Below are 13,874 nucleotides of genomic sequence, written 5' to 3' on the forward strand. Positions count from 1 at the left end.
AAACAATTCTATTTAAACCAAACCAGAAAAATTTAAAATGAAAAACCTATTAACCCTACTAATTTGCTTAGTAGCTAGTACCACTTTTGCTCAAGTTAGAGTAGAAGGTATTGTAAAAGATAGTATTGGTAACCCTTTAGAACTTGCTAATGTGGTTGCTGTAAATCAAGAAACAAAAGCCCTAGACTCTTACGGAATTACTAATGATGCTGGAAGGTATAAACTTTCTTTAGAGAAAAATTCTAGCTATCAGATACAGGTGAGCTATATTGGAATGAAAACAACAGAAGATCTTTTCGAAACCAAAGAAGAAGATCTTACTAAAAACTATACCCTTTTAGACGATACTACTTTAGACGAAGTAGAGTTGGTTTACGAAATGCCTGTAACTGTAAAAGGAGATACTATTGTTTATAATGCAGATTCTTTTAAAACAGGAACCGAAAAAAAACTAGAAGATGTTTTGAAAAAACTCCCTGGAGTAGAGATTACAGATGATGGAGAAATTGAGGTAGAAGGAAAAACGGTAAGCAAGATAATGGTAGATGGTAAAGATTTCTTTGATGGTGATACGAAATTAGCGGCAAAAAATATTCCTTCCAATGCTATCGATAAAGTAGAAGTGCTTAAAAATTTTAGTGAAGTTGGGCAATTAAGTAGTGTGACTAATAATCAAGATAATATCGCTATTAATTTAAAATTAAAAGAAGGGAAAGATAAGTTTTGGTTTGGTGATGTTACAGCGGGAACAGGAATCGCTTCCGACGATGGTTTGTATAAAGTACAGCCAAAATTGTTTTTCTATAGCCCAAAAACAAGTATCAATTTTATTGGAGATTTAAATAATACAGGAGAAGTTGCATTTACTCGTAGAGACTATTTTAATTTTACAGGTGGATTTAGAAACCTGAGTCAAAGTAGTGGAACCAATATTAGTTTAGGAGATAATAGTTTGAGCTTTTTAAATACCACTAATAATAAAGCAGAAAGTATAGATACTAAATTTGCTGCAGCTAATTTTAGTAACTCCCCAAATGATAAACTTACCATTAGCGGATTTGGAATATATTCTGGAACAAAAACTGCTATTCGCGAAAATAACGAGGTGTCTTACACCGATGACGAACTTAATATTCCAGATGAGTCTACTACCAACTATACGCAACAAGAAAGCAATTTAGGGCTACTAAAACTAAGTGCCGTTTATAAAGCAAATGCGAATAATCAATTGGATTATGATGTTTTTGGAAGATATTCTAAACAAACACAAAATCGTTTTTTTAATTCTTCGGTTTTAGGGCAAGTAGATCAAATAGAAGAACAAACACCTTATAGTATTAACCAGAATTTAAACTACTATTATACTTTAAACGAAAACAATATTTTTTCGCTAGAAGCACAACACTTATTGCAAGATGAAGATCCTTTTTATAATGCATTTATTGAGCAAAAAGACACCTATGCAAGCACCGCAGAAGGTTTAGGGTTAGACGATGCGCAATCTGCTTATAACACTTCACAAGAGAAAAGAGTAAAGTCTAATAAGTTTGATGGTAAGTTAAATTATTGGAATGTACTTAACCAAAAAAGTAATTTAAATTATACCATTGGTTTGGTGTATAGTAACCAAAAATTCAACTCCGATATTTTTCAAGTACTGGATAATGGTTCCATATTTACTCCTACACCAGTGGATGGTTCTAATACCAACGATGTAGATTATACCTTTAGTGATGCTTATGTAGGTGTCCATTATAATTTAAAAGCGGGGAAATTTACGTTAACTCCAGGTTTTTCAGCACATGCATATAATACTAAAGACACACAATTTGGTTCTACTAACAGTAATAGTTTTGCTAGAATTTTACCAGATGCTACCATTAGGTTTCAAATGAAAAAGAGCGAAAACCTAAACTTACGTTACTCTATGCAAACCAATTTTACAGATGTAACGCAGTTAGCAGAAGGCTTATTTTTAAATAATTATAGTTCTATTTTTTCAGGAAACCGCGAATTAGAAAACTCCTTATCACATAATTTAAATCTTTCGTATTTTAGTTTCAATATGTTTAATTACACCAATGTATTTGGTTTTTTAAACTATTCTAAAAATATAGATGGTATTCGTAATAATACAGATTTCGAAAGTGTAATTACAACATCAACACCTTTTAATTCTAATTTTGCAGACGAAACTTTTTCTGCTCGTGGACGTTTTGAACGCCGTTTCGGAAAAATTAAAGCAAATCTTTCTGGATCTTGGAGTTGGGCAACTTTTAATCAGTTTATAGGTGGGAATCTAAGTAAAAATAAAAGTTTTACACAAACCTATGGTACCCGAATTAGTACCTTTTTTAAGAATGCACCAAATGTAGAACTAGGGTACGATTTAACTATAAATGATAATGATCAAGGAAATAACAATACCAAGTTTTATACACACAGACCATTTATAAACTTCGATGCTGTAATTTTAAAAGACTTTAGTTTTGTTACCGAATACAGTTATTATGATTTTAGAAACACCGAAGATTCTCTTAACAAATACGGCTTTTTAGATGCTTCTTTAACGTATCAAAAAACCGATAGCCAGTGGGAATATAAAGTTGGAGCAACCAACTTGTTAGACACACAAAGTTTAAGTCAAAGTAACACCGGAAACATTTCGGTGAGCAATAGAGAGTATTTTATACAACCAAGATATGTAGTATTTAGTGTGAAGTATAATTTATAGAATAATAATTTGGGCGTTACCCTACTTCGCTAAAAAAAAAGCTACGTAGCGTCGGGCTGTACGTTATATCTTTTGTAAAAACAAAAGGATGCCACTTCCATCCCTAACGCAAAAAAAGCCTTCTTAAAACAAAGAAGGCTTTTTTTGTGCTTTAATCAATTACTTGGAGCTACAATAAGTGTTTTAATAACCTCATTAGGGTTTGCTGCATTTCCACCAGCTTTATAAATGCTAGTTACATTATTTAATAGCCTTGCAAAACTTAAAGTATCTATGCGCTTTGTCATAGTTGATAAAGTATCTCCTTTAAATGTATTATTAAAAGACACCAACTTGCCTTCTTTCCATGCAGATCCAACGGTTTTAGATGGCCAATAGTCGTGGTTAATAGTTTTAAAGTTCATCCATTCATGATTAACAGCATCATAATTAAATTGTTTAAAAGAAGGGTTGTTACCATTTCTAGGTGTAATTGCAGGAATAGAAACTATTAAATCACTAAACTGTAAACTATCGTTTTTGTCTTTGTACATCATTTTACGCAATCCATCTAAATGTGTATGGCTTGTCAATGCACCTACAATTCTGTCTTTGTTTTCTGCAACAATATCTAGGAATGCATCTTTTATGTTTTTGCCATTATAGGTAATGTCTGTATCCCAAATTTCAGAACCTCCATGACCATCAATTCCCGGAGGAATATGCATGCCAATCATAATAGCATCTTCCGTACTTCCTTCCGTAAATTGTTTTGTAAACCAATCCATTTGATTTTTAATATCTTTTGCCTGTTCTCCAGGCTTTCCATAATAATGTAAATGGTTCGAATTATGATGAGCGTATTTAAACATTACACTATTTAAAATAATTAAGCGTATACCTCCGTCTTTTCCTAAAGGATATACCGCGTAACAACCTAAATCTCCTCTAGTATTATCTGCTACACATGCCTTTGCTTTCCCTAAGCAGCAAGTGCCACTATTAATAACTGGCCAGTTTTTTACACCAAGACTATCTAAAGCAAAAGGAGTATCTCCATTTGGAGCAGTAAAAGCTCTATAGTCTCCACTCCAAGAATCATTATTTCCTGGAGCATATATTAATGGAACATTGGCTATTTGTGCTGCATTGCGAAGATGACTTAATACTTTGCCTGTGTTTTTTCTAGCAGAGGATAAAGATGTTTTGTCAGTTGGATAGGCATGCCATGGTAAATCACCTAATAGAATAACATAATCCGGTTTTGGTTGTTTAGATGCTCCAGAAATTATATTTGTAAATTTTGTTAAAGAAATATCCCATAAATCATTACCTGTATCTGCCTCGTTGCCATTTTGTACCACCTCAGCTTGTGTCCATTCGCTATGTAAATGTGTGTCGGATATTACTAAGAATGTATTAGATTTTTTTGAAATACTTGTAGAGTCTAGAATAACAATGTTTTTTTCTTCCTGTGGTGCTATAATAGATTCGTTATTAAAAGCATAATATCCAATAGGTACTGCTAAAATTACAGATGTGGCCACCCCAAATATGGTGTTTATTCGTTTCATAATATTTAGATGTTAGTTGTACTAACGAATTTATTATAAATGAGTTAGATATTTTCAGGTGTTATTACGTGATTTTCAAAGAGTTAGATTGGATGTTCTTTAAGCTATTTCGTGAATATAAAAAGAGCATTGCTTACATATGGTCTTTCTGGTTTTCCTCTAAACCAAATCTTAAATAAATTTTGGTTTTATCTCAAAAAAAAAGTTTGCATAAAATATGCAAACTTTTCAAGTTAAAGTGGGGAGAGCAGGATTCGAACCTGCGAAGTTAAAAACAACAGAGTTACAGTCTGTCCTCGTTGGCCGCTTGAGTATCTCCCCAAACGTGACGCCAAATATATTTAAGTTTTATATTTTTTCAACTATATAATTAGGTCTTTTTTATAAAAATTTAGCTTTTAAATTTAGCGAACTACATTTCTTCGAGGTATCTGTTTGTTATCTAAAGTTTTATAGCTTGGTGAGCTGTTTTAATTTATTTGTTTTTTAACATATTTTTCTTTCCAAATAAAAGGATAGTGTTCGGTGTCTATAATTGGATCGATACCAAAAAGTCGTTTAGTACAGATTATGTAGTACAAAAAGCAACTTCTATCCAAACTTGATCCTTAGAATAGGTTTCGCCAACAATAAATATATCACTGTTTTTACCAAGAATCAATTGCGAAGGTTTTCTAATTTTTTCGTTGTACATCTCTCAAATCATAATGTAATTTATAGGCATGCATGGTAACCAGCATTAAATGACGGAAGTGACCAGTCCATGTACTTGGTTAACGATTCTGGAACATCTAAATAGTTCGCTTGCGATCCAAAATGCAGAGCCGCTAATTGTTTGCGTAGCATTTAAATAAATAATAGCTATGTTTATCATTTATTAATCAAGTGCTTAAGCGTGTAAATGCGTGATTGTTAGATAAAAAAAAGCCGCTAATAAAATTAGAGGCTTTTTGAAATGATATAATCGAGATTTTTACAACCCAAAGGCAGTTTTTACTTGCTCTACATAATCTAATTTTTCCCATGTAAATAATTCGACATCCATAGTTAGATCATCTCCGTTTGGTTGTGAGAATGTTTTTCTTACTGTTTCATTTACTCTTCCCATATGTCCATATGCAGCAGTTTCACCATACATAGGGTTTCTTAATTTTAAACGCGTTTCAATAGCAGAAGGACGCATATCAAAAATTTCAGAAATCTTATTAGCGATTTCTCCATCTGTCATATTAAAAGGGCAAGTACCATAAGTGTCTACAAAAATCCCCATTGGTTCTACAACACCAATAGCATAACTTACCTGTACTAGAATTTCGTCACAAATTCCTGCTGCAACTAAATTTTTTGCAATATGCCTTGTTGCATAAGCAGCACTTCGGTCTACCTTGCTTGGGTCTTTGCCAGAAAAAGCTCCTCCACCATGGGCGCCTTTACCACCATATGTATCTACAATAATTTTTCTTCCTGTAAGTCCTGTGTCACCATGAGGTCCACCAATAACAAATTTACCTGTTGGGTTAATGTGATATTTAATATCATCATTAAAAAGAGCTTGTATGTTTTCTGGTAATTTGGCAATCACTCTAGGAATTAATATTGCTACAATATCTTTTCTAATTTTTGTTAGCATCACATCGTCATTTGCATCAAAATCATCATGTTGTGTAGATACAACAATAGCTTCGATTCGCTGTGGTACATTATCATCACTATATTCGATAGTTACCTGACTTTTAGAATCTGGACGTAAATAGGTGATTTCTTTGTTTTCTCTTCTTAATTCAGCAAGTTCAAACATAATCTTATGTGAAAGATCTAATGCTAAAGGCATATAGTTTTCGGTTTCGTTTGTTGCATAACCAAACATCATTCCTTGGTCTCCTGCTCCCTGTTCTTCTTTGCTAGCTCTGTCTACACCACGGTTAATGTCATCAGACTGTTCGTGTATAGCAGAAAAAACACCACAAGAGTTCCCGTCAAACATATAGTCGCTTTTCGTATAACCAATTTTGTTTATGGTATCACGTGCAATTTTTTGTACGTCTAAATAGGTGTTCGATTTTACTTCTCCAGCAAGTACAACTTGACCAGTGGTGACTAATGTTTCGCATGCAACTTTAGACTCTGAATCAAAAGCTAAAAAATGATCAATTAAAGCATCACTTATTTGGTCTGCTACTTTATCTGGATGTCCTTCTGATACGCTTTCAGAAGTAAATAAATATGGCATAAATCCTAATTTTAAATTATAGTTTAATTATAAATTTGTTGGATTGCTTGGTCGCTAGAGAAGTGAATAACTTACTGCTTTAGCATTTTTTTTATGAGGTTGCAATCAGACAAATTTTTCCTCTTAATATTTAATGAGACAAAAGTAGAAAAATAAAACGGAACACATACCTATTTTAAGTTTTTTAAGTAAAAGTTAAGTTCCTTTAACCATATAAAACAACGAACTAGATTAAAATTAATAAACAATAAGGTGCTTAATAAAAAAAATAAAGAATTGAACATCATACATATTTACCTGTAACAACTTGTAAGTCAATAGTTTAATATTTTAATATTACTATTGGATTTAGCTAGGTAAAACGAATAATTAGATATAGAAAACAGTAAACCACTAATTTAGTTCTCGCAAATATAATTTGTATAAAAAAAATATGAGCGAATTAAACAAACACAGTAAAAGATTAACACAAGATGAATCGCAACCAGCATCTCAAGCTATGCTTTATGCAGTAGGCTTGACAGATGAAGACATGCAGAAAGCTCAGGTTGGTATTGCAAGTACTGGTTACGATGGTAATCCATGTAATATGCATTTAAATGGATTGGCTGGAGAAGTTAAAATTGAATGTAAAATTGCAGGTTTAGTAGGTTTAGGGTTTAATACTATTGGTGTTTCAGATGGTATTTCTATGGGGACTTCAGGAATGAATTATTCCTTAGCTTCTAGGGATATTATTGCAGATTCGATAGAAACCGTTATGAATGCGCAAAGTTACGATGCATTAATTTCTGTGGTTGGATGTGATAAAAATATGCCTGGGGCAGTAATCGCAATGTTACGCCTAAATCGTCCTTCTATTATGATGTATGGAGGGACTATTGCTTCTGGGAATTATAAAGGAAGAAAGCTTAACGTTGTTTCGGCTTTTGAGGCTTTGGGGCAAAAAGTAGCAGGAGAAATTGACGAAGAAGAATATAGAGAAATTATTAAAAGAGCTATTCCTGGTGCTGGAGCCTGTGGTGGTATGTATACTGCAAATACAATGGCTTCTGCTATCGAATGTATGGGTTTTGCTTTGCCTTATAATTCTTCCATTCCAGCAGAGAATCCGAATAAATTATCAGAATCAGAAAGAACAGCTTTAGCAATTAAAAATTTATTAGAACTGGATTTAAAGCCTTTAGATATTATTTCTAAAAAATCTTTAGAAAATGCAATTGCTTTAGTAAATGCTTTAGGTGGTTCTACCAATGCTGTACTTCACTTTTTAGCAATCGCACATGCAGCAGATATTGAGTTTACTTTAGAAGATTTTCAACGCGTAAGTGATAGAACGCCTTTAATTGCTGATTTAAAACCGTCAGGAAAATATTTAATGGAAGATGTGCATAGCGTTGGTGGTACACCAGCAATTATGAAATACCTATTAGATAATGGCTATTTGCATGGGGATTGTTTAACCGTTACCGGAAAAACATTAGCAGAAAATTTAGCAGGCGTTGAAGCAATGGAGTTTGAAGAACAAGATGTTATTTATCCTAAAGATAAAGCATTAAAGTCTTCTGGGAATATTCAAATTATTTATGGAAACCTTGCAACAGAAGGGGCAGTAGCAAAAATTTCAGGAAATGAAGGTTTGCTGTTTGAAGGAAAAGCCGTGGTTTATAATGGTGAACAAGAAGCAAATACAGGAATTTCTAATGGAGAAGTTGAGAAAGGAGATGTAGTCGTCATTAGGTATGTTGGTCCAAAAGGAGGTCCAGGAATGCCAGAAATGTTAAAACCAACATCCTTAATAATGGGAGCAGGTTTAGGTAAATCTGTAGCATTAATTACCGATGGACGTTTTTCTGGAGGTACACATGGTTTTGTTGTAGGTCATATTACACCAGAAGCTCAGTCTGGAGGAACTATAGCTATTTTAAAAACCGGAGATAAAATAAAAATTAGTGCAGAAGACAATTCTATAAACGTTTTAATTTCTGATGAAGAATTAGCAGAAAGAAAAGCTACATGGATTGCTCCACCATTAAAACATAAAAAAGGAATTTTATATAAATACGCAAAAACAGTGGCATCTGCTTCAAAAGGATGTGTTACTGATGCGTAAAACCTCTGCCAAGGCAGATTGTAATTGTATTGATGCAATTAAAAATGGAACAAAAATCTCATCCTAAGCTTTGCGAAGGATATCAAATAAAATAAATGAGATGAAAGAAACTCAAACCATTCAAAATAAAAAAGAAAGCACAACTACTGCAGTTCGTGTCTCTGGAAGCGAAGCAGTTGTAAGATGTCTTTTAGAAGAAGGTGTAAAAGTATTGTATGGCTATCCAGGAGGAGCTATAATGCCTGTTTACGACGAATTATATAAATACCAAGACAAAATTCATCACGTTTTAGCACGTCATGAACAATGTGCAGCACATGCAGCGCAAGGGTATGCAAGAATTTCTGGAGAGGTCGGGGTTGCAATTGCAACTTCAGGACCAGGAGCAACCAATTTAATTACAGGAATTGCCGATGCGCAAATAGATAGTACGCCATTGGTTTGTATTACAGGTCAGGTAGCTTCGCATTTACTAGGTAGTGATGCATTTCAAGAAACAGATATTGTTGGTATTTCAACACCTGTTACTAAATGGAACTGCCAAATAACTAAAGCTTCCGATATTCCAGAAGTTTTAGCAAAAGCATTTTATATTGCTAAAAGTGGTCGTCCAGGACCTGTTTTAGTGGATATTACCAAAGATGCACAATTTGAAGAATTTGATTTTGCATATAAAAAATGTAAAGGGGTAAGGAGTTATAATCCTATTCCTAAAACAGAAAAATCTTCTCTAGAAGCAGCTGCAAAACTAATTAATGCAGCTAAAAAACCACTAGTAGTATGGGGACAAGGTGTTATTTTAAGTGAAGCAGAAGAAGCTTTTAAAGCGGTGATTGAAAAAGCAGGAATTCCTTCTGCATGGACTATCTTAGGTGCTTCAGCAATACCAACATCTCACCCATTAAATATTGGAATGGTTGGTATGCATGGTAATTATGCACCAAATGTATTAACTAACGAATGTGATCTTTTAATAGCAATAGGAATGCGTTTTGATGACCGGGTTACTGGAAATTTAGCAACCTATGCAAAGCAAGCAAAAGTGATTCATTTTGAAATTGATCCTGCCGAAATAAATAAAAATGTAAAAGCAGATGTTGCTGTTTTAGGAGATGCTAAAGCGAGTTTAGAAGCAATACTTCCTTTAATAAATAAAAATACACATGCAGAATGGCATCAAAAATTTAAAGATTTATATGCTGTTGAGTATGAAAAAGTAATTAAAAACGATTTGCATCCTACTAAAGAAGGATTGACAATGGGTGAAGTTTTAAATCAAATAAATATCCAGTCAAAAGGAGAAGCTGCAATTGTTAGTGATGTTGGTCAGCACCAAATGATTGCTTGTCGTTATGCCGAGTTTAATCAAACCAAAAGTAATATTACTTCGGGAGGATTAGGTACTATGGGATTTGGTCTTCCAGCTGCTATTGGAGCAAAAATGGCAAGGCCAGAACGTGAAGTGGTTTCTATTTCTGGTGATGGTGGTTATCAAATGACGATTCAAGAATTAGGTACTATTTTTCAACAAAAAGCGGCAGTAAAAGTAGTGGTTTTAAATAATGATTTCTTAGGAATGGTTCGTCAATGGCAACAGTTGTTTTTTGATAAGCGATATGCTTCTACAGAAATGGTAAATCCAAATTTCGTAGCCATTGCAGAGGGATACTATATTAGAGCAAGAAAAGTTACAAAAAGAGAAGAATTAGCAGAAGCAGTTGCAGAAATGATGGCTAGTAAAGAAGCTTACTTTTTAGAAGTTTGTGTAGAAAAGGAAGATAATGTATTTCCTATGATACCAACAGGTGCTTCCGTTTCAGATATAAGATTAGAATAATATGAGTACAGATAAACAACTATTTACAGTTTCCGTTTATACGGAAAATAACATAGGATTGTTGAATAGAATTTCAGCAATTTTTCAAAGAAGACATATAAATATAGAGAGTTTAAATACTTCTCCTTCAGAAATTGAAAGTGTTTCCAGGTTTACTATAGTAGTAAATATGACCGAAGATAATATGAAGAAAATTATAGGTCAAATAGAAAAACAAGTAGAGGTCATTAAAGCTTTTTATCATACAGAAGAAGAAATTATTTATCAAGAATCTTGCATTTTTAAAATGAAATCTGGTTTGTTATTTGATGAACGTGAAATTCAAAATATAATAAAAGAAAGCAATGCAAGAATTGTAACCGTGAATAGAGACTTTTTTGTGATTGAAAAATCTGGTCGTAAAGAAGAAATAGAATTATTATACAGAGAATTAAGTGCTTTTGGGATTATGCAATTTACGCGCTCAGGTCGTATTGCAGTATCTAAAGAAGAAATGAAAATATCAACAATGCTAGAAGCTTTTCAAGCATAACAATTAAAATAAAAGACAATGTCAAATTATTTCAACACATTATCATTAAGAAACCAATTAGAACAATTAGGAAAATGTAGATTCATGGATGCTTCAGAGTTTGAAGATGGTGTAGATGCATTAAAAGGAAAGAAAATCGTTATTGTTGGTTGTGGTGCGCAAGGATTAAATCAAGGATTAAATATGCGAGATTCTGGATTAGATATTTCGTATACATTACGTCAAGTAGCTATCGATGAAAAAAGAGAATCTTACAAGAATGCAACTTCAAACAATTTTACGGTTGGTACATATCAGGAATTAATTCCAACAGCAGATTTAGTGTTAAATTTAACACCAGATAAACAACATACAAATGTTGTGAAAGCAGTAATGCCTTTAATGAAAAAAGGTGCAACATTAAGCTATTCACACGGATTTAATATTGTAGAAGAAGGAACGCAAGTTCGCGAAGATTTAACCGTAATTATGGTTGCTCCTAAATGTCCTGGGACAGAAGTAAGAGAAGAATATAAACGCGGATTTGGTGTGCCAACTTTAATAGCTGTGCACCCAGAAAACGATCCAGAAAATAAAGGTTGGGCACAAGCAAAAGCATACGCAGTTGCTACTGGAGGAGATAGAGCTGGTGTTTTGCAGTCTTCATTTGTCGCTGAGGTAAAAAGTGATTTAATGGGAGAACAAACCATTCTTTGTGGTTTGTTACAAACAGGAGCAATTTTATCTTTTGATAAGATGGTCGAAGAAGGAATTGAGCCTGGTTATGCAGGAAAATTAATCCAGTTTGGCTGGGAAACTATTACCGAAGCTTTAAAACATGGTGGTATTACAAATATGATGGATCGTTTATCTAATCCTGCAAAAATAAAAGCATACCAATTATCTGAAGAATTAAAAGATATCATGCGTCCATTATTTGAAAAACATATGGATGATATTATCTCTGGTCACTTCTCAAAAACCATGATGGAAGATTGGGCTAATGACGATGTAAACCTTTTAACTTGGAGAGCTGCAACAGGAGAAACAGCGTTTGAAAAAACAACGCTAACTACAGATCATATTTCAGAACAAGAGTATTTTGATCATGGAACCTTATTGGTTGCATTTGTTAAATCTGGTGTCGAATTAGCTTATGAAACTATGGTAAGTGCAGGAATTATTGAAGATTCTGCTTACTACGAGTCGCTTCACGAATTACCATTAATTGCAAATACAATTGCTAGAAAGAAATTGTTTGAAATGAATAGAGTGATTTCTGATACAGCAGAATATGGTTGTTATTTGTTTGATCATGCATGTAAACCATTATTAACCGATTTCATGAAAACCGTGAAAATAGATATTATTGGAAAAGCGTATTCTAATGCAAACGGAGTCGATAATATAGAATTAATAGCTGTTAATGATGCTATTAGAAACCATCCAATAGAAACAGTTGGAAAACGTTTAAGAGCAGCAATGACTGCAATGAAAATTATAAAATCAGATGTAAAAACGGAAGATTCCGTTTTGGCTTAACTTTTAATTCCTGCGCAGGCAGGAATCTATACACAAAAGGAAATAATGAGAATAGTAGGGTGAGATTCCTGCTTTCGCAGGAATTATGGAAGAAACCAAGACAATATACAAGCCAACATTAGAAGCGGTTGAAGCTGCTGCTGAAAAATTAAAAGGAGTTGCATCTGTAACTCCTTTAATTGCTAATATGCAATACTCTAAGCAGTTTGAAGCAAATATTTTATTTAAACGCGAAGATTTACAACAAGTGCGTTCGTATAAAATTAGAGGAGCATACAATAAGATCTCTTCTCTAAGTGCGACACAAATTGAAAACGGTATTGTATGTGCTAGCGCAGGTAATCATGCGCAAGGTGTTGCCTTATCTTGTAGGTTGTTAAAAATAAAAGGAACCATTTTCATGCCTTCGCCTACACCCAACCAAAAGGTCGAACAGGTTAAAATGTTTGGTGAAGATTATATAGATGTTGTTTTAGTTGGGGATACTTTCGACGATGCATATGATGCAGCAATGTTGCAATGTGAAAAATTAAATAAAACATTTATTCACCCTTTTAATGATGAAAAAGTTATTGAAGGACAGGCAACTGTTGGTTTAGAAATTATCGATCAAGCACAGCATCCCATTCATTATGTTTTTGTTCCAGTAGGAGGAGGAGGTTTGTCTTCAGGATTATCGTCTGTTTTTAAACTTTTATCTCCAGAAACTAAAATTATTGGTGTAGAACCAGAAGGAGCCCCTTCTATGAAAACTTCCTTAGCTAACAAAAAAAACACTACTTTAAAACAAATTGAAAATTTTGTTGATGGAGCAGCAGTAAAGCGTGTTGGTGATTTAAATTTTGCTATTTGTCAGCAAAATTTAAGTGATATGATAACGGTTCCCGAAGGAAAGGTTTGTCAAACCATTTTAGAATTATATAATAAAGACGCAGTAGTTGTAGAGCCAGCTGGCGCTTTAAGTATTGCTGCTTTAGATCAATATAAAGAAATAATTAAAGGTAAAAACGTTGTCTGTGTAGTTAGTGGAAGCAATAACGATATTACACGTACTCCAGAAATTAAAGAACGTGCTTTATTGCATGCAAAACTGAAACACTATTTTATTATTAAGTTTCCACAACGTGCTGGGGCTTTACGTGAATTTGTAGTCGATATTTTAGGTCCAACAGATGATATCACACATTTTGAATACACCAAAAAAGTAAATCGCGAAAATGATGTTGCTGTGGTTGGTTTAGAACTTAAATCTCCTGCAGACTTGGAGCCATTAATTACCAAAATGAAACTTCATAATTTTTATGGAGATTACCTAAACGATAAACCAGATTTATTCCAATTTTTAGTTTAAATA

Annotated in this window: 10 protein-coding genes and 1 tRNA gene; 6 read left to right on the plus strand and 5 right to left on the minus strand. The window is 33.4% G+C overall.

What is annotated here, in order from left to right:
- Positions 1-37 precede the first annotated feature (37 nt).
- Entirely contained in the window at positions 38-2,734 is a 2,697-nt protein-coding gene (locus ACVC3Y_RS09120) for a carboxypeptidase regulatory-like domain-containing protein (protein ID WP_452226692.1), read from the plus strand.
- Between the two features lie 155 nt (positions 2,735-2,889).
- On the opposite strand, the gene ACVC3Y_RS09125 is transcribed toward ACVC3Y_RS09120, so the two are convergent.
- The 5 genes from ACVC3Y_RS09125 to metK form a co-directional block, all read right to left on the minus strand.
- On the minus strand, positions 2,890-4,287 hold the full coding sequence (locus ACVC3Y_RS09125) for a metallophosphoesterase (protein WP_452226693.1): 1,398 nt from the start codon (positions 4,285-4,287) through the stop codon (positions 2,890-2,892).
- Between the two features lie 239 nt (positions 4,288-4,526).
- A tRNA-Tyr gene (locus ACVC3Y_RS09130) sits at positions 4,527-4,608 on the minus strand.
- 247 nt (positions 4,609-4,855) lie between these two features.
- A complete protein-coding gene (locus tag ACVC3Y_RS09135) occupies positions 4,856-4,981 on the minus strand; it encodes a hypothetical protein (RefSeq protein WP_452226694.1) in 126 nt (41 codons plus the stop codon).
- Positions 4,982-5,001: 20 nt separating this feature from the next.
- Positions 5,002-5,133, minus strand: a complete 132-nt coding sequence (locus ACVC3Y_RS09140) for a hypothetical protein (RefSeq protein WP_452226695.1) — start codon at positions 5,131-5,133, stop codon at positions 5,002-5,004.
- Between the two features lie 127 nt (positions 5,134-5,260).
- Positions 5,261-6,517: a methionine adenosyltransferase gene (gene metK, locus ACVC3Y_RS09145; RefSeq protein ID WP_452226696.1), complete on the minus strand. Its 1,257-nt coding sequence runs from the start codon at positions 6,515-6,517 to the stop codon at positions 5,261-5,263.
- Between the two features lie 433 nt (positions 6,518-6,950).
- Here metK and ilvD point away from each other — a divergent pair, with 433 nt between their 5' ends.
- The 5 genes from ilvD to ilvA all read left to right on the plus strand — a co-directional run bounded on the left by ilvD (position 6,951) and on the right by ilvA (position 13,871).
- Positions 6,951-8,630, plus strand: a complete 1,680-nt coding sequence (gene ilvD, locus ACVC3Y_RS09150; protein ID WP_303422255.1) for a dihydroxy-acid dehydratase — start codon at positions 6,951-6,953, stop codon at positions 8,628-8,630.
- A 100-nt stretch (positions 8,631-8,730) separates the two neighbouring features.
- Positions 8,731-10,467: a biosynthetic-type acetolactate synthase large subunit gene (gene ilvB / locus ACVC3Y_RS09155; protein WP_452226697.1), complete on the plus strand. Its 1,737-nt coding sequence runs from the start codon at positions 8,731-8,733 to the stop codon at positions 10,465-10,467.
- A 1-nt stretch (position 10,468) separates the two neighbouring features.
- Positions 10,469-10,999 carry an acetolactate synthase small subunit gene (gene ilvN, locus ACVC3Y_RS09160; protein ID WP_303422251.1) on the plus strand — a complete coding sequence of 177 codons (531 nt, stop codon included), beginning with the start codon at positions 10,469-10,471 and terminating at the stop codon, positions 10,997-10,999.
- 18 nt (positions 11,000-11,017) lie between these two features.
- Positions 11,018-12,520 carry a ketol-acid reductoisomerase gene (ilvC, locus tag ACVC3Y_RS09165; RefSeq protein WP_303422249.1) on the plus strand — a complete coding sequence of 501 codons (1,503 nt, stop codon included), beginning with the start codon at positions 11,018-11,020 and terminating at the stop codon, positions 12,518-12,520.
- Positions 12,521-12,605: 85 nt separating this feature from the next.
- Positions 12,606-13,871 carry a threonine ammonia-lyase IlvA gene (gene ilvA, locus ACVC3Y_RS09170; protein WP_303422247.1) on the plus strand — a complete coding sequence of 422 codons (1,266 nt, stop codon included), beginning with the start codon at positions 12,606-12,608 and terminating at the stop codon, positions 13,869-13,871.
- Positions 13,872-13,874: the final 3 nt, after the last annotated feature.

The organism is Lacinutrix cladophorae, from assembly GCF_053604645.1.